This window comes from Sodalis sp. RH19 (genome assembly GCF_047324215.1).
Taxonomy (GTDB): domain Bacteria; phylum Pseudomonadota; class Gammaproteobacteria; order Enterobacterales; family Enterobacteriaceae; genus Acerihabitans.
Genome location: NZ_CP178734.1, coordinates 2723249 through 2743243 on the forward strand (window position 1 = coordinate 2723249; position 19995 = coordinate 2743243).

The 19995-nt window shown below is 46.5% G+C and carries 28 protein-coding genes and 4 pseudogenes; 17 read left to right on the plus strand and 15 right to left on the minus strand.

Annotated features, from left to right (window positions below; translation table 11 throughout):
- Positions 1-1382: 1382 nt before the first annotated feature.
- Complete coding sequence (locus ACL2XF_RS12250; protein ID WP_413728809.1) at positions 1383-1589, minus strand: YgdI/YgdR family lipoprotein; 207 nt, start codon at positions 1587-1589, stop codon at positions 1383-1385.
- 212 nt (positions 1590-1801) lie between these two features.
- On the opposite strand from ACL2XF_RS12250, the gene ACL2XF_RS12255 reads away from it, so the two are divergent.
- From ACL2XF_RS12255 to ACL2XF_RS12285, 7 genes are all read left to right on the plus strand, one after another.
- Positions 1802-2101: an I78 family peptidase inhibitor gene (locus tag ACL2XF_RS12255; RefSeq protein ID WP_413728676.1), complete on the plus strand. Its 300-nt coding sequence runs from the start codon at positions 1802-1804 to the stop codon at positions 2099-2101.
- Between the two features lie 80 nt (positions 2102-2181).
- Entirely contained in the window at positions 2182-2313 is a 132-nt protein-coding gene (locus tag ACL2XF_RS12260) for a hypothetical protein (RefSeq protein WP_410015786.1), read from the plus strand.
- Positions 2314-2859: 546 nt separating this feature from the next.
- The gene (locus tag ACL2XF_RS12265) at positions 2860-3063 is read left to right on the plus strand and encodes a DUF4160 domain-containing protein (RefSeq protein WP_410015794.1); all 204 of its coding nucleotides are present in this window, start codon (positions 2860-2862) and stop codon (positions 3061-3063) included.
- Positions 3053-3466, plus strand: a complete 414-nt coding sequence (locus tag ACL2XF_RS12270) for a DUF2442 domain-containing protein (RefSeq protein WP_410015795.1) — start codon at positions 3053-3055, stop codon at positions 3464-3466. The genes ACL2XF_RS12265 and ACL2XF_RS12270 overlap by 11 nt, the downstream gene beginning before the upstream one ends.
- A 496-nt stretch (positions 3467-3962) precedes the next feature.
- Positions 3963-4241 (plus strand): type II toxin-antitoxin system RelE/ParE family toxin, encoded by a 279-nt coding sequence (locus ACL2XF_RS12275; RefSeq protein WP_410015796.1) that lies wholly within the window; start codon positions 3963-3965, stop codon positions 4239-4241.
- Positions 4241-4525: a HigA family addiction module antitoxin gene (locus ACL2XF_RS12280; RefSeq protein WP_162364622.1), complete on the plus strand. Its 285-nt coding sequence runs from the start codon at positions 4241-4243 to the stop codon at positions 4523-4525. The genes ACL2XF_RS12275 and ACL2XF_RS12280 overlap by 1 nt, the downstream gene beginning before the upstream one ends.
- Before the next feature lie 621 nt (positions 4526-5146).
- Complete coding sequence (locus tag ACL2XF_RS12285; RefSeq protein WP_413722418.1) at positions 5147-6214, plus strand: acyltransferase family protein; 1068 nt, start codon at positions 5147-5149, stop codon at positions 6212-6214.
- Between the two features lie 28 nt (positions 6215-6242).
- Here the strand turns inward: ACL2XF_RS12285 and ACL2XF_RS12290 are convergent, their stop codons facing one another.
- The 8 genes and pseudogenes from ACL2XF_RS12290 to ACL2XF_RS12325 all read right to left on the minus strand — a co-directional run bounded on the left by ACL2XF_RS12290 (position 6243) and on the right by ACL2XF_RS12325 (position 10260).
- Complete coding sequence (locus ACL2XF_RS12290; RefSeq protein ID WP_413722417.1) at positions 6243-6458, minus strand: hypothetical protein; 216 nt, start codon at positions 6456-6458, stop codon at positions 6243-6245.
- A gap of 651 nt (positions 6459-7109) precedes the next feature.
- Positions 7110-7316: pseudogene (locus ACL2XF_RS12295) on the minus strand (hypothetical protein); the annotation flags it as partial.
- 49 nt (positions 7317-7365) lie between these two features.
- Positions 7366-7962 carry a YmfQ family protein gene (locus tag ACL2XF_RS12300; RefSeq protein WP_413728677.1) on the minus strand — a complete coding sequence of 199 codons (597 nt, stop codon included), beginning with the start codon at positions 7960-7962 and terminating at the stop codon, positions 7366-7368.
- Entirely contained in the window at positions 7959-8273 is a 315-nt protein-coding gene (locus tag ACL2XF_RS12305) for a baseplate J/gp47 family protein (protein ID WP_413722415.1), read from the minus strand. The genes ACL2XF_RS12300 and ACL2XF_RS12305 overlap by 4 nt, the downstream gene beginning before the upstream one ends.
- Before the next feature lie 115 nt (positions 8274-8388).
- Positions 8389-8949 carry a hypothetical protein gene (locus ACL2XF_RS12310; RefSeq protein WP_413728678.1) on the minus strand — a complete coding sequence of 187 codons (561 nt, stop codon included), beginning with the start codon at positions 8947-8949 and terminating at the stop codon, positions 8389-8391.
- A pseudogene (locus tag ACL2XF_RS12315) lies at positions 8946-9561 on the minus strand (glycoside hydrolase family 19 protein). The gene ACL2XF_RS12310 and the pseudogene ACL2XF_RS12315 overlap by 4 nt, the downstream one beginning before the upstream one ends.
- A gap of 2 nt (positions 9562-9563) precedes the next feature.
- Positions 9564-9869 carry a phage holin family protein gene (locus ACL2XF_RS12320; RefSeq protein ID WP_413722413.1) on the minus strand — a complete coding sequence of 102 codons (306 nt, stop codon included), beginning with the start codon at positions 9867-9869 and terminating at the stop codon, positions 9564-9566.
- The gene (locus ACL2XF_RS12325) at positions 9862-10260 is read right to left on the minus strand and encodes a putative holin (protein ID WP_413722412.1); all 399 of its coding nucleotides are present in this window, start codon (positions 10258-10260) and stop codon (positions 9862-9864) included. The genes ACL2XF_RS12320 and ACL2XF_RS12325 overlap by 8 nt, the downstream gene beginning before the upstream one ends.
- Before the next feature lie 161 nt (positions 10261-10421).
- On the opposite strand from ACL2XF_RS12325, the gene ACL2XF_RS12330 reads away from it, so the two are divergent.
- Entirely contained in the window at positions 10422-10682 is a 261-nt protein-coding gene (locus ACL2XF_RS12330; RefSeq protein ID WP_410015826.1) for a type II toxin-antitoxin system RelE family toxin, read from the plus strand.
- A gap of 56 nt (positions 10683-10738) precedes the next feature.
- A complete protein-coding gene (locus tag ACL2XF_RS12335; protein ID WP_413722411.1) occupies positions 10739-11098 on the plus strand; it encodes a helix-turn-helix domain-containing protein in 360 nt (119 codons plus the stop codon).
- Here the strand turns inward: ACL2XF_RS12335 and ACL2XF_RS12340 are convergent.
- From ACL2XF_RS12340 to ACL2XF_RS12350, 3 genes and pseudogenes are all read right to left on the minus strand, one after another.
- Positions 11095-11481 (minus strand): annotated as a pseudogene (locus ACL2XF_RS12340) (site-specific DNA-methyltransferase); the annotation flags it as partial. The gene ACL2XF_RS12335 and the pseudogene ACL2XF_RS12340 overlap by 4 nt on opposite strands.
- An 80-nt stretch (positions 11482-11561) precedes the next feature.
- Positions 11562-11672, minus strand: a pseudogene (locus ACL2XF_RS12345) (DnaB-like helicase C-terminal domain-containing protein); the annotation flags it as partial.
- A 9-nt stretch (positions 11673-11681) separates the two neighbouring features.
- On the minus strand, positions 11682-12059 hold the full coding sequence (locus tag ACL2XF_RS12350) for a hypothetical protein (RefSeq protein ID WP_413722410.1): 378 nt from the start codon (positions 12057-12059) through the stop codon (positions 11682-11684).
- Positions 12060-12108: 49 nt separating this feature from the next.
- Between ACL2XF_RS12350 and ACL2XF_RS12355 the strand changes: the two genes are divergently transcribed.
- The 5 genes from ACL2XF_RS12355 (at position 12109) to ACL2XF_RS12375 (ending at position 15099) form a co-directional block, all read left to right on the plus strand.
- The gene (locus tag ACL2XF_RS12355) at positions 12109-12567 is read left to right on the plus strand and encodes a siphovirus Gp157 family protein (RefSeq protein WP_413722409.1); all 459 of its coding nucleotides are present in this window, start codon (positions 12109-12111) and stop codon (positions 12565-12567) included.
- A gap of 322 nt (positions 12568-12889) precedes the next feature.
- Entirely contained in the window at positions 12890-13117 is a 228-nt protein-coding gene (locus tag ACL2XF_RS12360; protein ID WP_413728679.1) for a DUF4224 domain-containing protein, read from the plus strand.
- Positions 13117-14133: a tyrosine-type recombinase/integrase gene (locus ACL2XF_RS12365; protein WP_413722407.1), complete on the plus strand. Its 1017-nt coding sequence runs from the start codon at positions 13117-13119 to the stop codon at positions 14131-14133. The genes ACL2XF_RS12360 and ACL2XF_RS12365 overlap by 1 nt, the downstream gene beginning before the upstream one ends.
- Before the next feature lie 403 nt (positions 14134-14536).
- On the plus strand, positions 14537-14815 hold the full coding sequence (locus ACL2XF_RS12370; protein ID WP_413728680.1) for a type II toxin-antitoxin system RelE/ParE family toxin: 279 nt from the start codon (positions 14537-14539) through the stop codon (positions 14813-14815).
- Entirely contained in the window at positions 14815-15099 is a 285-nt protein-coding gene (locus ACL2XF_RS12375) for a HigA family addiction module antitoxin (protein ID WP_413728681.1), read from the plus strand. The genes ACL2XF_RS12370 and ACL2XF_RS12375 overlap by 1 nt, the downstream gene beginning before the upstream one ends.
- 541 nt (positions 15100-15640) lie before the next feature.
- Here the strand turns inward: ACL2XF_RS12375 and ACL2XF_RS12380 are convergent.
- The 3 genes from ACL2XF_RS12380 to ACL2XF_RS12390 form a co-directional block, all read right to left on the minus strand.
- Complete coding sequence (locus ACL2XF_RS12380) at positions 15641-16951, minus strand: deoxyguanosinetriphosphate triphosphohydrolase (protein WP_413728682.1); 1311 nt, start codon at positions 16949-16951, stop codon at positions 15641-15643.
- A gap of 8 nt (positions 16952-16959) precedes the next feature.
- Positions 16960-17994, minus strand: coding sequence for a tyrosine-type recombinase/integrase (locus ACL2XF_RS12385; protein ID WP_413728683.1), 1035 nt, complete (start codon positions 17992-17994; stop codon positions 16960-16962).
- A gap of 104 nt (positions 17995-18098) precedes the next feature.
- Positions 18099-18677: a phage repressor protein CI gene (locus tag ACL2XF_RS12390; protein ID WP_413728684.1), complete on the minus strand. Its 579-nt coding sequence runs from the start codon at positions 18675-18677 to the stop codon at positions 18099-18101.
- 115 nt (positions 18678-18792) lie between these two features.
- On the opposite strand from ACL2XF_RS12390, the gene ACL2XF_RS12395 reads away from it, so the two are divergent.
- The 3 genes from ACL2XF_RS12395 to ACL2XF_RS12405 all read left to right on the plus strand — a co-directional run bounded on the left by ACL2XF_RS12395 (position 18793) and on the right by ACL2XF_RS12405 (position 19871).
- Positions 18793-18999, plus strand: a complete 207-nt coding sequence (locus ACL2XF_RS12395; protein ID WP_413728685.1) for a DNA-binding protein — start codon at positions 18793-18795, stop codon at positions 18997-18999.
- Between the two features lie 43 nt (positions 19000-19042).
- Entirely contained in the window at positions 19043-19498 is a 456-nt protein-coding gene (locus tag ACL2XF_RS12400) for a phage regulatory CII family protein (protein WP_413728686.1), read from the plus strand.
- Positions 19499-19580: 82 nt separating this feature from the next.
- Positions 19581-19871, plus strand: a complete 291-nt coding sequence (locus ACL2XF_RS12405; protein ID WP_413728687.1) for a DUF5347 family protein — start codon at positions 19581-19583, stop codon at positions 19869-19871.
- Positions 19872-19995 lie beyond the last annotated feature (124 nt).

Here is a 19995-nt window from a genome sequence, read left to right on the forward strand (position 1 = left end):
ATGAAATTACTCATCCTCCCCATTGCATTAAGCCTGCTACTGTTAACGGGCTGTAGTGGGGCTGCGGGCTCCTTGTTCAGAATCATTCCTGCGGATACCGACGTTTGTCCTCATGGCCACAACGTCTTTACCAATCAATGTAATCCTTAGCATTAACCATGATCAAGCCTGCCCGTCATTATTATGTAAGGCATGATCCTGTTTGCGCTGTATTCCGAGGGAAGCGGCAGCTGCAGGGGAAGGCTCGCGCGGGTTAGCATCCGTTCGGGCGTGATGGATCCACCGAGCCATTGCCATGCATTGGCGATATGATCCGGTTTCTTGCTATTTTTTTATGTATGTTTTCAATCTTCACAATACGGTGCCGATATAACAGAGAATTCATTCACTCAAGGTCATCAAGATGGCATATGCGGCGTTTGTGCTTATTGGGTCAGGAATCGGTCTAACAGTCATCATCTTTTTGATTTACAGAATAAAATCCATGACTGGTCACTTTGAATCCTATGAGTTTATCGACAAACGGACCAATCATGTCACTCTGCATATGAAGCCGTCGTCTATCCCGACCGATCCGAAGCACGCCATAAGGCTGATAAGATCATTTATCAGGACATTAGATTATTTGCATACCAACAATTACGCGCAGGTCAGTTTTTGTACGCATTTGCTTAACGAAAGGCGGGTTAAAAGCCTGAGCCGGATCTTAAGCAAGCATGGGTATTTTATCAGCCATACGTTTTGCCTTAAAACCTCAGTACGGCATCGCCGCATCACCTTCTGGACGACATTGTTATACAGCTGGAAAAGGATAAAGGTAGCCGACATGTCATGGGATATGACCATCAGGCTGAAATAGCGGCGGCAGATAACACCCATTTTCACCGTCGTCCGGCAATCGCATCGCCCGAAGCGCCATCCGCTGGCCCGAGTTAAAACAGCACTCTGTCCTGCTTTAGCCTCCAGGTCGCCTCTCCCGACCCGCTGACGGCATGCCGACGGCGCACCCCTGGTTATAGCCTGCCATGACGCCGCCTTGATTCTGGTAAATAAGTCACAGCACGTAGCGCGTTAATCAGCCATGATAAAGCGACTGACGCGAAGGGAGGTAACGACTATGCAAGTCAAATTCGATTGGCATATGTTTTTGCTCGGCTTATTCACGCTATGTGTTCTTATCGCCCTGGCGGTAGGCTGAGATGACGGCGGCTGCCGTAGCCTGCACATCGAGCCGGCGGCGGGAGAATGTATCCACCGCCGTCAGAAGGACACGATGTCCGGCGGTGTGCGGGCAATACTGGAGACGACGGCCACTTATCCTCTGACAACATCCGCGCCCACGGGACGGCGTCCATGTCAGCTACTCCCCCGGGGCTGGAGGGTCAATTAATCTTCAGCATCTGCTTAACATCATTTTTATTGCTCTGCTGTTCATTACCATGGGCATCAGTATAACGGATCATGCCCGTATCATTATCAATGTCGGGTTTACACTCGGTTACCATCATATGCCCGTCGTTAGTGCTGCGTGCGTAGCTACTTGAACAGCCCCCAGCATGGTTGCGAGCACCATGCTGAATAAAATAAATAAAGCCTTATACATAATACGCTTCTTTATTTGTTTAATTATTGAGTTAGCATAGAAAACCTGACGCAGTATTGATGCCCGCCCTGGTGCTAATCATGGCACTGATTAACCGAAAATAGCATCATCGTGCCGCACGCGGGCTTGCAAACTTACGCCACGATGAAAAAAACCAATAAGGAGTGATTAAACATGAAACGGCGTACCGGACTTTGCATGCACACCACAATTTTTGCCGCGTTGCTTACCGCCTTTTCGCTTGCCGCCTGCAGCGGTGCGGAAAAATCAGCCGCCACGCAAAGCGCGGTCAAACCGCTTACCGCTGATGACACCTGCATGGCTAACAATTTCAGGAACCTGATCGGCAAACCCGAAAGCGTCCTGGACGGTATGCGTTTTTCAATGCCCATGCGCCTTATCAAGCCCGGCCAAGCCGTCACTATGGACTTTGATCCGAAACGGCTGAACTTTATGTCCAACAAGGAAGGCATCATCACCAGCGTCCATTGCTCTTGATATCAGTTCTCGCGGGCGCTGCATGCCGCCCCGCCACCGCGCAACGGTTGGACAGCGGACATTCCGCGGTATCGCCGGAAATGACCCTGAAACTTTCGGCGGTGCTTGGCAGCTCGGCGAAGTTTTGGCTCAATCCTCAAGATAATTACAGCCTTTGGGTAGCACAAAAAGAAGTCGATACCTCACAGCTGCACCGATTGGTTGCAGCCTGATGACTGCGGTACTCTCCCATAGCTTCCCTGCACTTGTGTGTCTCGCGAGTAAAGATGCATGAGTAACCCGGTTAAACCGCGCTTATTTATCAACTCGACAGCTATTTTTGCAGGTCGCAGATCATTGGGACAAAGTGAGTAGCCTTAGTATTTTTATTTTGAAATGATATTATGAAAGCCAAACCCCAGGCATAAAAAACCGCCTATCGGCGGTATCAACCTGCTTTTCTACTTTGTTTTTATTACGAATTCCGGGTAGTACCCGGGACGGGACTTGAACCCGTACAGCCATAAAGCCGATGGATTTTAAAAACCTTCATAGCTTTATATAAATCAAGGCGTTGAATAAATACAGCACCTTATAAACCATCATATGGGTTTATCTGGGTGATTGCGGCGGCGGTAGTCATTATTCAGCGCTAAACTGCCATTCTCACTAGCGCATCCCGCATATTGCATTCTTACAAAATGCCATCTAAAATAACCCAAACCTTTAGGTTTAGGTTGCCCATGCCAACAATTTTCAGGTTTAAAGGATGGCGGGTGATGATTTACACCATGGATCATTTACCTCCGCATGTACATGTTATAGGAACCAATGGCCAGGTTGTTTTTGTTTTGCTAAAAGACAACATTGAGCTGAGAGAAATGATTGGCGTAAAACCTAAGGAACTCGCGGAGATCGAGAAGGAGCTTCTTAAACAACTGCCACAACTACAGTCAGCATGGGAGCAAATCCATGGCAACTAAAACACAAATCGATGCAGCCGTGCAGCGCGGCCAGGAAACGATGAATAGCCCGTTACGTGCCATTGCGGCCCGCTATGATGCCAAATCGCAACGCGTCATCGTAACATTAGTATCTGGTATCGAATTGGCCATACCGCCGGCGATTGTTCAGGGATTAAGCACTGCTAGCGCTGCGGAACTGACAGACATAGAGATTACGCCTCTGGGGAACGGACTTTACTTCCCGGCTATTGACGCCGATGTGTTTATCCCGGCGATAATGGATGGCTATACAGGAACCAGCAAATGGATGGCACGCGAACTTGGCCGCAAAGGAGGTTCCGCGACCTCCGAGAAGAAACGCGCTGCCTCAAAGGCGAATGGCAAGCTTGGCGGTCGGCCAAAAAAAGTAAACGTGGCTTGAATACCAGCGGATCATGGCGTCACCGCATGGCCTCCGTGGCGTTCAATCTTTGCAAAATCAGTGTATTCATCTAATATTTCAGGCGATATCATCGTCACAATAAATCAGCATTGTCAGGATGTAGTCATATTCTGGTTTTGGCGGCAAATCCCAGGCATAAAAAAACCGCCTATCCGCGGTATCAATTTGTTCATACTACTTTGTTTTTATTACGAATTCAGGCGTGGTACCCGGGACGGGATTTGAACCCGTACAGCCATAAAGCCGAGGGATTTAAAAACCCTCAGTATGATATTGAAATCATAGAGTTACGTATAATCAGCCGGTTGCAAATCATGATGGCGGGTTAATTTGGGCTGATGCGGATTGTGTAGTCACTATTTGAATGAAGATACTCATTCCCGCCACTCCCCCGCTAGCATACAATCAAAAAAGTGTTGCGTGCTGAGGAACAGTGTTATATTGTTCCTTAGTACGCAACACCCAGAGCCACTTCATGATTAAAAGCTTTAAGCACAAAGGATTGCGCCTGTTTTTTGAGAAAGGGTCAACCGCAGGTATCAACGCGCAGCAGTCTGGCAAACTCCGCCTACGTCTAGCGGTTATCGATGCGGCGGAAGATATCAAAGATATTGACCGGCCGGGATATTGCCTTCACGCGCTTACTGGGGACAGGAAAGGCCAATGGTCTATAACCGTTACGGGCAACTGGCGCATTACATTTGAATTTATGGATGGCAACGCCTATGTCATTAATTATGAGGATTATCACTGATGACTATGTTTAATCCGCCGCACCCAGGTGAAATCATTGCAGAAACCCTGGACGATCTTAATATCGGCATTCGTGAGTTATCCCGCGCACTGCATGTCGCCCCTTCCACCGCACAACGGCTGGTGAGCGGTCATTCTGCGGTTTCTCCAGAAATGGCCCTGAAACTTTCAGCGGTACTTGGCAGTTCGGCGAAATTCTGGCTCAATCTCCAAGACAATTACAGCCTTTGGGTAGCCCAGAAAGAAGTTGATACCTCACAGCTACACCGGTTGGTTGCAGCCTGATAACTGCGCTACTCGCCCATAGCTTGGGGTAAAGATGCTTGAGTAGCCCGGTTAAACCGCGCTTATTTATCAACTCGACAGCTATTATTGCAGGTCGCAGATCATTGGGAAATGAGAGGAGCTTTAGTATTTTTATTTTGAAATGCTATTACGACAGTCAAACCACAGCCATAAAAAAACCGCCTATCGGCGGTATCAACTTGATCATACTACTTTGTTTTTATTACGAATTCTGGTGTGGTACCCGGGACGGGACTTGAACCCGTACAGCCATAAAGCCGAGGGATTTTAAATTCTGCATCTTTAAGTGAGTAAACAAGGAGTTAATGCATTTTTTCCTAACATGCCGGTTTTAACGATCAATTCAAATCAAGGGGTTAACCACACCGTGCGCATTATCTTAGGCGCATAAATACCCTATTTTGGTGAAATGAAATTTAATTTGATTAATTAGTGAACACTTCATTACCGGGCGTACATTAAGATAGTTACCAGCCTGTTACTATATAGTTTATTAAATGTAATCCATTAAAGAAGACTTAGATAACGTATGGCAGCAATGAGATGCTAGTGGTAGTATAACTAAATAATTAGCATGATCATTAGTGGAGTCCTGACATAATGTTAGGGATAATCAGATTTTTTCTCGCGAGTTCCGTCATCCTATTTCACTTAAGTGCAAAATTTCCAGATCTGGGTTTGTATGCCGTAAACTGTTTTTATGTCATTAGTGGCTATTTAATCACGTTAATTCTTAATAGAACCTATAAATTTGAATTTGCTCCATTTGCGTTAAATAGATTCCTTCGTTTATTTCCTACATACTGGTTTGCGTCTATCACCAGCATTGTTATTATTTATTTCGCGAATAACCCTACCACCTTTCATCCTTCGTATGGGCTTCATTTTTCATTTAAAGAAATCATCAGTAATATTTTTATGATACCGTGGGCCTTTGTTTCAGATGATATTATTATATCTCCATTCCAAACATTTACAACTCCAGAATTTTTAAACTTTAACGGTTATATGTTTAGAGCCGTAACTTCCTCTTGGTCGGTTGCCGTAGAGATTGTGTGTTATTTTTTCCTTTGGCTATTTGTGGCAAAAGGACCTAAAAGAGCCTGTTTAATAATAATAGTGAGTTCTATGTATCATTGGTATTCACTTCATCATAATGAAAGTACTATCGCTACTTACTCCCCTTTTCTTGCTGCTATGTTACCCTTTAGCATTGGTTCCTTAGGGTATTTTATTTCAGCTTTTATCGAAAAAATAAGACCAAACATAGGTAAAGAATTTAGACATCAAATTGCTTATTTATTAATATTTATTGCTGCTTTTCTTATAAACTGGCTTATCGGATGGCTCGAAGGGAAAACCTTAGCGTCGTTCTATTATTACTTCAATAATGTCATTGCTTTATTTGCAGTTATTTCCTTACATGCAACTAAGCTTCCTGATCGTTTTAAGAATTCCGGCAAGTTTTTTGGTGACATGTCATATCCCATATTTTTATGTCAGTTTTTCTTCGGCCTTGTTGCTTGGAGTATTCTTGGCGAACCCGAAAACACAAGAGGTTGGTATATATTTTTTATTGGATACTCCTTTTCTTTGCTATTTGGATACATATCGATATTACTGATAGACAGGCCAATTTCTAAAATAAGAGATAAAATAAGACCGTAAATTAAGCCCCCAATTGGGGGCTAATCATTTACGCATTTACCAGCTTACCGTTAATTGTCGTGAATTTATCATCATCATAAAACCCGCCATCTGACTCATTATAATACATCGCAGGTTGACAGAAAATGCCCTCTTTAATTTTCACTAACGAAAAACCCGACAAAGTAAATGATGTTTCCGCCACGATGATATTGATAATCAAGTTGCTACCACTTTTAATCTGTGCATAATTTTCTACTGACATCGCTTACCACTCCACAATGATTATACCAGGCATGCCTTCGCCACCGGGTTTACCGGATGAAGTCGGTGTATCTATATTGTTTGCACCGCCGCCACCGCCGCCACAACCATATCCATAACCACTTTTACCCGCGCTGGTACTCGCTCCTGCGCTGGCACCGCCAGCCCCCCCTCCGCCATATTGCGTACTTCCCCCTTGACCGGCAATTCCGTATGTCGTTGCAGAACACGAAACCGAGTTGCCGCCTTGTGGGTAACCGTCTCCGCCGATTCCTCCATTAGCGATACTTGCTGAATATTGCCCTGCGCCACCCCCCTTACCTCCGGCCAAGGTAAGTAACGCACCAAACGAAGAATTACCGCCATTTCCTCCGGCGGACGCCGCGCCACCAGAACCGGCAGCACCAGAGGAACCAGCCGATCCGATCGTAATGCTGATAACATCACCGGGCAGCACTGGAATAGAATATTTCACCACGCATTGGCCGGCACCACCGCCCCCACCGCCTGATGCTGCATAGGAAGCAGAAGCACGGCCGGCGCCGCCGCCATCGCCGCCACCAGCCGCACATCCAGAAAGGTAAATGGTATAAACCCCCTGTGGTACCGTAAACGTTCCGCTGCTGGTAAACTTTTGCAGGCGCCCATTAACAATCGATCGCAGTGCCGCCAGTAATTGAGCGTCGTTGGTAGGATCGAGAGCCAACCCTCCCCCCTGTACAACATTTGCCAGCTCACGCTGTATGGTATTAAGCCAGGCCGCATCCAAAATAGTAGGAGAAACGCCACCGGCAACGTTGCCATTGGTCCATTCTCCGTTGATATCAGCGGTGTTAGTAATATTGCCTATTTTTTGCATAGCAGATCTCTCGCTAGATAAAGCGCTTTAAAAAGGATAATTAAGAGGGTTAGTTGGCGTAACCGAATTTAACGATGGTATGGGATGGAGCCAGGGCTGATATCCGACATTCAAGCCGTTTGTTTCCCCACGACCGAAGCGGGTCGCCGCAATAGCTTAATCCCGCCTGAGCATAAATGACGGTGGTAAGCGGTGCGGTCACCAGCCAGACGAAAGGCCAGTTTTCTCCGTTTAACGCATCACCGCAGCGCGACATGCCGGCCCGCGCCTGGCGATATTGCGTGATGGTAATGGAGTAGCCCAGCGCTGCGGCAACGCTAATAAAATAAGCGTTCGACTGGCCGCCGGAACTAAACAGTTTCGCGACGACTGCTTTTTGGCGCAGCACCATGCTGTCGGTTTCACCTATGGCGCAGTCATCCGGCAACCCCAGGGTGTTTTCCCATTCCTTGAGCAATATCGTGGCGGTGCGCGGGAAGGCGCCGGCCAGCAGCGCCATGGCGGCATCGTCGCTGCGTTGATAGCTATTCCCCAGCGCGCGAAGCACCGCGTTTTGTACCGTGCCGTTTTCACGCGGCCATGCTTGCCCTGGCGGCAGCAGTCCCTGCAACGCCGCCGTATAATCATCGGCTGAAAACTGGCTCATAAGTAAGTGACCTTGCCCAATACCGGCAACCCGCCGGTGTCCATAGTGATATTGTCGGTCGGTGCGGTGAGGATAAACCCCTTGGTGCCGGTCACGTCACCGATCGCCGCCAGAAGGTCCGATAAATAGATGGTGCCCCCCGGTGCGCCATACTCGAAAAACACATTATCGATCGCCGTGCTTATCGCGGTCGTGGTATCGCTTGATGCGCCCGACAGCCCGCCGATAGTGAAATCCACCGGCGTTTTGATCGGCGAACACACATACACCAGCGCCGTGGTCGGCTGTAACGGAAAAATATGATCGGCCACTCGCCCTTGGTCGCCATCGGCCTTAACCGCGCCCCAGACATCAAGCTGGGAAATGCCGTCGGTGCCTACCGGGGCGGCCAGGGAATGATCGTTGTTTACGTCTGGATTTTTCTAATCACGGTGATACAAGGGAAGTGGTATCGGTGACAGTTGCCTGTATTTCCGGTGCGGTAGATAAGGATGGATTAACAACGCTGCTATCAACCGCAGGCATCAATTTCTTCACGCTATTGTATGTAGCGACACCCGAGTCGATAAAAAGGGATAGGTCATTTTTCACCGTTTCCCAATCCGTATTGACGCCATCAGCGGCAACGGACAATACAGCCAGCACGGTATTCTTTTTTGTCTGGCCGGTCCCGGCGGAAGTGGCATAAGCGGCTTCGACTTTTTCAATCAGATCGCTTGCCAGCGCGTACAGCTTTTCAGCGCCGGCAACAACGGACAAACTGGATGAAATGGCGGTAGCAATGGAGCTTAAAGAGAATGACATGGTGATATCCTTGGCAATGATGGTATGAGTGGCAACAACGAGCGGTTGAACCGGCTTCGGCTCTTCCCTTTGGGTTAGGCAGGTTTCAGGGTTGGCATAGGGCGCTATCCGGCTGGTTTTCAGGTAGGCAATCAAGCTGGTAATCAATCGCCAATACTCTTTTATTACGATGAACAGATTCATAACAGCGCGCCCTCGGCAATTTTCAACCTGCTGCGTCGGTCACTCAGGCCATTAGTGCCGCCGTTAATAACCTTGGTCATTTGGTTAAAGTCACCGTTATCGGCATATTGATTGAGATTATGCCATTGCCAGAACCAACCGGCTGACCGGGCAGCGTATTTGTACACCAGCAGCAGGTCAGGATTTGCCACCAGATCAATGCCGAGAGCGTTTCCGCATTGCCGGTAGTTATCCAGGAAAGTCACCTGCTTTAACCCCGCCCCGAAATTTCCAGCCATCGCCTGGGGCTTTATTGCCGTAGCGGCCCTGGTAGACCAAATTGGCAATGGCGGTCTGTTGTGCCGGCCTGTCACCGCTTCGCCCAAGCATTTCGCATTGATACGCGCTTAGCCGGCCAGCGCAGGTGTCTTTTAGGCCCTGGATAGAATAATTAAACGATTCGGCCAACGTTGTGAAGCCCGCCGATTCACAGCCTATTTGTGCAATAAAGGCGGCTTGGCGTTTGGGGGTATTGATTTCAAACTCGACCATGGTATCGGTCAAAGGCGAAAACCAACGCGCAGCAAGCCCCGCGCTGAGGTTAGCCGTGCGCTGAAATTGGTTAAGATTCATGGTTATCTCGATACTTTGAAAATTTGGACGATATTGCCGCCGGTTTTGATAACGGCCCCGCAGATCACGGCGTTAATAAATATCTGCATCCAGTCCACCAGCACGTATTCACCCAATAGCGTGCGGATCGGATAAGAACCGTAAAACACAATCAGGATATAAGCCAGCCAACGTCCCCATGGCCGATGGGTGGCCCCGTTGCGTTTAAACAACATCAGGCGCAGCGCAATCATGCCGCAGATGATCGTATTCAAGATTAGCAGCGTTTCACCCCCGTTTGGGATAATCAGTACTATCTTGTCAGCCATCCTTACCTCCCTTCCCTGAAGAGGATAAAAACGCCCCGAGGCTGCCCAGCAATTTTGCCGTCCCGCCACCGATACTGCTCGCCATCAGAATTTTGATGGCCATTGCCCCCGCCACCAGCGCGCCGATAGAGTCAGGCAATCGGGTATGTAACAACAAAACGGTGGTGATAATTTCCGAGGCTGGGCGGCAAGCTAGTACGCCGAATACCAGGCTGACGATAAAAAATCCCAACCGCTTAGGGACGGTGAGATCGGCAGCCGATGTGACGAAAAAAACCGCGCCGGCGAAGGAACCGATAACCACTGCCGGGTCCAAACCACTAAACCAACCCAGGGTGGCGACACCGGCCCCCGTTGTCACGACGGCAGTTGCAGAGACCGGCTCGGACATGATGATTCCCTCGTTGTTTGTCCTCATTGAGGGTATAACAAGGCCACCCGCAAGCAGCCGCAGAGTCATTAGAAAAATAATTAGATTTTACTTGCCTTGATTAGATATTTATCTTATTATCTAATCATCCCAAGCGGATATGTTCTTATAAACGAGGGAATATGGTTAACGTCCGATGGTCGAGGAAAGCGCTTAAGCAAATGGGCGCAATCGACAGCAGGTACCGGAAAACCATCGTAGAAAAAGTAAATAGTTTGGCATCGTTCCCCAGCGTTCAGCTTGATATCAAGAAGATGAAAGCCGTTGATAACCAGTACCGATTGCGGGTGGGCGATTACAGAATTATTTTCGAGATTGACGACGGTGAACCGGTAATTTGCACCATTCAGGCAGTGAAGCGTAGAACATCAACAACCTATTAGGCGGGGAAACCCGCTATTCCTCACACGACATAACGCGAAAACAGAGAAACCCGAATATGTCTAAAATACAGTACATCAATGACGTTTCAGGTCGGCCGCAGTTCGTGGTGTTACCGATAGCGGAATATGAAAGCCTGATCAATGACGGCTGGGAAGATATTCCTTACCACGCCGACAAACACGACGATGAAACCGTTCCTGGTGAAGTGGTTGCCATCATGGTTGATCAAGATGTCAGTCTGCCGGCCGCGTGGCGTATCCATTCAGGATTGTCACAATACGATGTTGCCGAAAAACTCGGCACCACTCAGTCCGCCGTGTCGCAGTGGGAATCCGTGGACTCAAAACCACAGAAAAAAACCCGTGAAAAGTTGGCGGCGCTGTATGGCTGCCGACCGGAACAGCTAACGCTTTAAAACGTGGCCCCAGTAGGGGCTATTTGCTCGACCTCTTTGACGGTCTGCAGAAAACGTTCTTCCTCCAACTCCACGCCGATAGCGCGGCGACCGAGCGCCTGCGCCGCTTTTATCGTGGCGCCGGAACCCATAAAAAAATCCGCTACCACATCGCCGGGCCGGCTGCTGGCCTGAATGATATGCCGCATCATGTCGGCCGGCTTTTCGCAGGGATGCTTGCCTGGGTATGACTGAACGGGCGGAAATGTCCAAACGTCGGTATAAAGCACATCCTTGGTGACAGCGAACGGCCGGCGCATCTGCTGGTACTCCCGGCGTAACGATGCATATTCAATGGCAAGGCCGGCGTAGGTTTGTTGCAACATCTGATATTGCGCCGACAAACGTACGGTAGGTTGCCCGCGCCGGCAATCGAGCGCTCCACCTGCATGGCGGCCATTCCCATGCTGAATATCAGCATCCCGCCGCCGTTGCGCGTTGCGCCCTCCACCATGGACAACAAAATCTCGGTTTTGCCCATACCCGGCCGTCCGGCCAGTAGCACCAAATCCTGGCGGTTGATGCCGCCCAGCATGGCGTCCAGCTAGGGAATACCGGTCATCAGGTTGGTGATGCTGGCATCGCTGCTCATGCGCTTATCAATCAAGTCCATGTAGGACGGCAGAAGATCTTGGATATGCACCGGAATGATATCGCCGCTGTCGGTGGTTAGCTCGACCAGGTTAGCCAACGCGCCTTCAATCACCTGGTCACGCTGTTGCTGATTACGCGCCTCTCGGATAGAGTCGGCCATTCCCTGAAACAGGGCAATCGCTTTGCGGGTAAACCAGCTTTTGCCGGTCAGCTTGGCATAGCCTTTTAGGTTGGATTCCACCGTCGGCTGCCGCATGGCCTCAGTGAACTCGGAAAGGCTGTCGCCGCCCAGGGCCTCGCTTAACAGCAGTCCGTCGATAACGCCCAAACTCAGGGCGTGTTTTTTGATTTCTCAATACGCCGTGCGGTAAAACCCGATGTTAAATGCCTCATCCGGCAACGTGGCCAGAACATCCAGGGCGTCGGGTGAGGCGCCGCTTTTCAGCAGCCCGCCGATAGCCGACAAGTTTGACGCGACCTATTCCCTGGTTCGTAATCTTGATGGGCTGGCAAAAAACTGTGATGAAGAGGCGGCGCGGCTTTCTGCCCGCAAAAAAAGCTTCGAAACGCAGGCGAAAAATCTTAAGAACTATATTTTAAACTGCTTACTTGCCGCGACTCAGGACAGTTTGAATACTACCTCCGATACATTTACCGCCGCTAAAGGTTCGGCCAGGGTGATTATCGACAATGAAAGCCAATTGCCCGATGAGTTTGTCGATATCAGCGTGATAACGGCACCGGATAAAAAAGCCATCAAGGACGCCATTGATACTGGCGTCATAGTGCCTGGCGCGCATATTGAAACAAGCCCCCGCTCGCTGCGCGTTCGATGAAAGATACTTATAAATATGTATGGCGCCCACTAAGCGCAACGGATTATCAATTCCACAAGACATAACAGGCGGGAAATAACATGTTGCAAACCTATTTGGCGCGCGGCGATGTGCGACCGCATGGCTAGCATGGTGGAATCCCACAAGGAGACCATCATACAACCATGGCAACCGGGCATTTGCCTGCTTTCAGCATTAGATATGAAAATCGGACGATTATTTTTTACTGCCCGTAAACAGCAAATGATTCAGCAGGATATCGCCGCCTGCGAAGCGGCAGACCAGGCGATAGAACGATTGAGAGAAATAACGAGGCAAGGCCATGAAAGACGATCACGACACCATCACCTTAGAAGAAATGATTGAGATAACCGGATTCCGTTATAAGTCCAAGCAATGCGAGTTGCTTAAAAATGCCGGCATCTTCTTTATCAAAAAAGCCGATGGGCATCCCTGCACCACGTGGGGCCACTTTATGAACCCCGGCGGCGCGCGACGCTTCGTCGAAAAAATAGAAAGCCAGGAACCTAACTTCGAGGCGATGGATTGATGTCAGGGAAACGTAAGAATCCGGCCGACCGCGCGCTACCATCCCGCGTCTATCGGGGAAAAACCAAATATGAATTCCACCCGGCGCTGGGTGGTTCAATATCATTATGTTCTCTTGACGCCCCGCTATCCGAGATGTGGAGCCATTTCGAGCGGGTGAATAGCAAAAAGCGGGTTATCAGTGATTTTACCGGATTAAGCGAAGAGTTTTTCCACTCAGCGGATTTTGGCGAACTGGCCATCGAAACGCAGAAGGATTACCGTAAATACGCCACAAGGTTGCTGAAAGTGTTTGGTGAAATGGAACCGAATAATATCAAACCTGAGCATATCAGAAAGTATATGGATAAACGTGGGGTCAAAAGCCCAACGCAGGCAAACCGGGAGAAAGCCTTTCTGTTGCGCGTTTACCGCTGGGCCTATGAACGCGGCAAAGTGAAAATGAACCCCTGCAAAGGGGGTAGACAATTCAAGGAGGTTTCCCGCGATCGCTATATTTCCGATGCGGGATATCAGGCTTTATACTCCATCGCGCCGGACGTTGTGCGCGCCGCTATGGAGCTGGCTTACCTGTGTTGCGCCCGGCAGGCCGACATATTGTCGCTAAAGCGCAGCCAGTTATTAGCCGAGGGGATTTTTATCACTCAGGGTAAAACCGGCAAGAAACAGATTAAGGCATGGAGCGATCGCCTACGTCGCGCCATCGCTATAGCTGAAGGATTACCGCAGTCCCCTGGCGTGACCAGCCTGTATATCCTTCATCAACCGTCCGGCCACGGTTACAGCCGCGATGGGTTTAACAGCCGCTGGCGTAATACCAAACTCACCGCGGCGGCCACGTTTCCCGATCTAGACTTTGACTTTACGTTTCATGATTTGAAGGCTAAAGGCATATCGGATCTGGAGGGTACATTGGCAGCAAAACAGGTGATTTCCGGGCATAAAAACGCCTCGCAGACGGCGCGCTACGATCGCAAAACCGAAGTGGTCCCCGTCGTCGGCGGTCAAAAAAAATGAATAGTTATGCGACTCACAAAAATCATGTTAGGAAGTGATGTTAGGAATTCAGGAAATCAGGCATAAAAAAACCGCCTATCGGCGGTATCAACTTGATCATACTACTTTGTTTTTATTACGAATTCTGGTGTGGTACCCGGGACGGGACTTGAACCCGTACAGCCATAAAGCCGAGGGATTTTAAAAACCCTCAGTATGATTTTGAAATCATAGAGTTACGTATAATCAGCCGGTTGCAAATCATGATGGCGGGTTAATTTGGGCTGATGCGGATTGTGTAGTCACTATTTGAATGAAGATACTCAATCCCGCCACTCCCCCGCTAGCATACAATCAAAAAAGTGTTGCGTGCTGAGGAACAGTGTTATATTGTTCCTTAGTACGCAACACCCAGAGCCACTTCATGATTAAAAGCTTTAAGCACAAAGGATTGCGCCTGTTTTTTGAGAAAGGGTCAACCGCAGGTATCGACGCGCAGCAGTCTGGTAAACTCCGCCTACGTCTAGCGGTTATCGATGCGGCGGAAGATATCAAAGATATTGACCGGCCGGGATATTGCCTTCACGCGCTTACCGGGGACAGGAAAGGCCAATGGTCTATAACCGTTACGGGCAACTGGCGCATTACATTTGAATTTATGGATGGCAACGCCTATGTCATTAATTATGAGGATTATCACTAATGACTATGTTTAATCCGCCGCACCCAGGTGAAATCATTGCAGAAACCCTGGACGATCTTAATATCGGCATTCGTGAGTTCTCCCGCGCACTGCATGTCGCCCCTTCCACCGCACAACGGCTGGTCAGCGGTCATTCTGCGGTTTCCCCGGAAATGGCCATCAAGCTCTCAGCGGTACTTGGCAGTTCGGCGAAATTCTGGCTCAATCTCCAAGACAATTACAGCCTTTGGGTAGCCCAGAAAGAAGTTGATACCTCACAGCTACACCGGTTGGTTGCAGCCTGATGACTGCGCTACTCGCCCATAGCTTGGGGTAAAGATGCTTGAGTAGCCCGGTTAAACCGCGCTTATTTATCAACTCGACAGCTATTATTGCAGGTCGCAGATCATTGGGACAAAGAGAAGAGCTTTAGTATTTTTATTTTGAAATGCTATTACGAACAGCCAAACCACAGCCATAAAAAAACCGCCTATCGGCGGTATCAATTTGTTCATACTACTTTGTTTTTATTACGAATTCTGGTGTGGTACCCGAGACGGGACTTGAACCCGTACAGCCATAAAGCCGAGGGATTTTAAAAAAACCTCAGCAGGATAAATAAATCATAGAATTGCGTAAAATCAGGCGGTTGCAAATCATGATGGCGGGTTTATTTGGGCTTATGTGATTGTTGTAGTTAATCGATAGCTATCATTAAATTCGTCTCAATTCATAATTTTTAACACGCCAGGTCGATATTAACAATCATTGTTGATAATAATATTGCTAAAGGATTGGTTAAATAAGTGACTTCTAATAGTCTTCCACTCAACTATTTTTTTACATTTATTTCGCATTACCAGATATTTGTTTAGCAATAAATGTTGCATAATTATCTGTCATGCCCGAGATAAAGTCTGTAACCATTAAGTAACCATCATAATAACTTATGTCGTCACTTATTGGGTGACCAATAAGATCTAGTATTCTTTTTGATTTAAAAGGTATTTTTTCCTTGAATTCAATTTTATGATTAATCGCTTCAATAAAAGAATCAAGCAATACTTCAATAGTTGCATAAGAACCAACTTCTAATTCTATTTTTCTCCTTGTTGAAAAAATATTTTCCTGTGTAATTTCTTTAGCTTTTCTCAACCCAATTTTAGCATCACCGTCTATTTTTTCCATTAAATCACCTTCGAAAACCCCGTTTAAAATATCTTCGTAGTTATCCATAAAGACTTTTACTGAACATTGAATTAAATTATCAATAGAAGCTGAACGGTAAGGTATAATTCTCTGCCTGATGGTAGAACTGTTCCCATAGTCAACTATTTTATTATCCCCAGACATAAGTTTAAATATATCCTCAACATCATTAAATCTCAACACTCCTAATTCCAAAGCATCCTCAATGTCTATTATTTTGTAACATATATCATCCGCAACCTCCATTAAATAAGATAGCGGATGTCTAGAAAACATGCCTTCTTCATCTTTTTTTATCAAACCCAAATCATCACATAAATTATCATAAATAATTTGCTCTGAATCAAATACATTAAATTTCTCTTTTATTTTTGTATTTGGATGAATTGAACCCCAAGGGTATTTAACTAAAGCACCTAGCGTTGCATTGGTTAACCTTAGTCCTCCATTATTAACATGATTTTCCGTGCGTGATACAACCCTTAAACCTTGCGCATTTCCTTCGAAATAAAAAAAATCAGACATTTGACGCTTTGTCAAAAATAAATTTAATAGTTGTATATTCTCCGTAAACCATTGCCTCATTGCATATTCACCTGCATGCCCGAAAGGCGGATTTCCTATGTCATGCGCCATGCATGCTGCTTGAACAATAGAAGATATTGTTGATGGAGTAACACCGTCAGGCAAAAAATCTTTTATTGCATCACCTATAGCAAAACCCAAGCTTCGTCCGACACTTCCAACCTCTATAGAATGAGTAAGACGATTATGAATATGGTCATTAAATGATAAGGGGTGCACCTGTGTTTTCCTTGCCATTCTTCTGAATGGTGCACAGAACACGATCCTGTCATAATCGCGGTAAAATTCACTCCTTATATTATTTGGTAGTTCAGGAGTATCTACACCTTCACGTTTATCGGATAATAGTTTTTCCCATTCCATAATTATTCCTAGTTTATTAAGAAAATTCTATCAAAAGGATTTAAATTTACCGCAGCATCCAAATGATCTGGCGCAAAATGACTATACCGCATAGTCATTTGTATAGTTGAATGCCCGAGTATCTGCTGCAAAACTAAAATATTGCCACCATTCATCATAAAGTGGCTGGCAAAGGAATGTCGCAAAACATGGGTTAACTGACCGGTGGGCAAGACCAATTTCGTTCTTTCAATAGCTTGGCCAAAAGCGTCATAGGCATTGGTAAACAGCCGCCCTTTTCTCTTGGGAATTAACCCATGTAATTCTTTTGAAATCGGCACGGTGCGGTTTTTTTTGCTTTTGGTATTAATGTAGGTGATTTTGTAGGGCATCACCTGCGCTTGTTTTAACTGCTCCGCCTCGCTCCAGCGGGCGCCGGTTGCCAGGCAAATGCGCACTATCACCCCGAGGTCTTTATTACCGGAACTGTCGCACTCACGTAGCAGAAGCTTGATATCTTCCTCGTATAGAAAAGTTAGCTCGTTTTCGCTTTCCCGAAACAAACGCACCCCATCCAAAGGATTTGCTGTTTTCCAATGACCCAATCTTTTCAACTCATTGAAGACAGCACGTAGATAGGCGTGTTCACGATTAACCGTCGCTTCTTTTGGCAGTTTTTGTGATCCGCGTTTTGGTTTTGGTGAAAACTCACCGGCCAATCTTTTCTGCCGATAGGTTGCAAACATTTCCTGATTGAAAGACAGCGCGTCAGGGTCGCCGAGATTTTGACACAACGTTTCCAATTTTCGTTGCCTCGCCTCACCATCGCTAAGAGATCGACCATGGAGATCGTACCAATCTTTAACCAGAGAGCTTAATGGTCTAGCAGCTGCTTCCGCTCGAGTAGTATCGACAAGATCGCTCGCTATCTTGGCAAGTTGCTCTCGTTCGTAGCGTAGCGCCTCGCCACGGGTTACAAACGTTTTTCTTACCCGTTTGCCTTCACGTCCACCAGGATAAAAATCACAGATCCACTTTCCATTAACAGCTTTACGCACGGCCATGCTTCGTCCCTAAAATAAAAAAGGGACTATTTACTGTTCATCCAGTCAGTAGTCAACTTATGATCATGTGTCCATCAATGAGCTGATTCATCTATGATTTTAATCTATACCTTGCTGATAATGATGCAAACAACTTTCCCTAATAATTGTACTTCTTTTGCAGGCCAGTCAACCGTTTCTATACGCCAGTTGTCGCCTGGCATGCGTTTTATGCTTTCCACGGATATCACGCCGGCTTTTTCGATCAACCAATCCCCATCCGTAGAGGCTGAGAAAGACCTTTCTATGATAAACGAATGTTTGTCACCTTGAGCTATGATCATCTCTGGTTCCAACACAGGCCCAGGCATGATTTCCCCGGCCACTAGAACGCTATCAATTTCAGTCAGACGCCCGCTATGAAGCGTTTTACATGGCATATTGATTAGGGCAGCATCTTTAGCATTAACTCCTGTTTTACTGCCTACACCAGGATCCCCTTTGCCAGTTGCAAGCCATTCTAAAGAGATTCCTGTATCGAGCGCGCACTGGACAACCGCCTCGCCAGGAAAATAATCGCGACGGATCCAAGTGCTTACAGTCCCATGCCCAACACCGATCTTTTCCACCAACTCTCTTTGAGTAGAAAAACCATATGCTTTCAATAGCCTATCTACTACTTTTTGACCGCCTTCAAATGACATATCTAATTTTTCCTACTAGTCACTGTTGACTTGTTCAAATATGAAATGTAAATTCCCATTTATTGAACTTACCTATGTAAAAACCTGAATTTACCCTAAAAAAGAAGGAGCTAGCATGATAAGCCCACTTACTATTAGCCTTATATCACCTTATCTTTCTCTTCCTGAATTCTCAAAAGCTGCCGGAATTCCTTACGAAACCTGCCGTTTGATGGTGAAGGATGGCCGGCTACCCATCAGACATAAAGTCAGAAAAATGGAGAAAGTGATGGTCAACATGATAGCCCTCATCAAAGAAGCTGACATTCAATCACGCAATTAAGTACAAATTTGACTATTTAATCACCCATTATGAGGATTATAACATGACTAAAGAAGACAATTTAGCAAATATCCACTGGAAATCTGCGTGCAAAAGCTTCGCTCAGAACCATAAACTTGAAAGTATCGCTAAAAATTTTGGTGCGTCGACAGCACAGCTTAGAAATAAACTTGAGTCCGAGCAACCCCACGGGCTGACCGTCACAGACTTGATAGTACTTACCAAATTGACAGGTGACACGACCTTAATTGATGGTCTAATTAAACAAATGGACCTTTTGCCTTCGCTTGCTATCCCTCCCAAAAGCGGATACAGGCAAACAACGTTGCGGATGCTTAAACTAGTAGCTGATACTGGCCATATAGCATCTGAAGCTATTTATCTTATAGCTGGTGAAAAATTTGATAGTCAACGCAAAAACAATATTAATTGGCGAATACAAAATTCCATTGCCAATCTTATGTGGTTTAATAATATATTCGATGATGATTCAGATTAATATTAACATTTATAATTATGAGTAAATTTTCAAATAATTATTTCTGTTTATTTATATAGTTATCATATCCATTGGAGAAAACATGTATTGTAATAAAGGTTCAAACGCAGCTGCGCTTTACCGCATCGGCGAATTAAAACGACTATTCCCTCAAACACGCAACTTAACACAACAAGCTTATAATGGGTTGATGCCAAGACTCAAAAAGATAATTTGTTTTCATGCAGGTTTACAACAAAGACATATCCCGATGAAATTCGAGGAACTTCTAGTTAATGAGCGTAAAGCAGTTATCAGAGCAATGAATGAAATTCAAGCACTGGGCACTAATTTACCCCAACGTATGTTGCTAACTGACAGCATTATAGAATAATTATTTCTTAAATAACTTATGCGCCAAATTCACTTTTTAGCAACAATGTTCATAGACACTTTATATCTAAGTCAATTTGATAAATTGCACGGAGCATTATGTTTAAACTAACAACGCAACAACA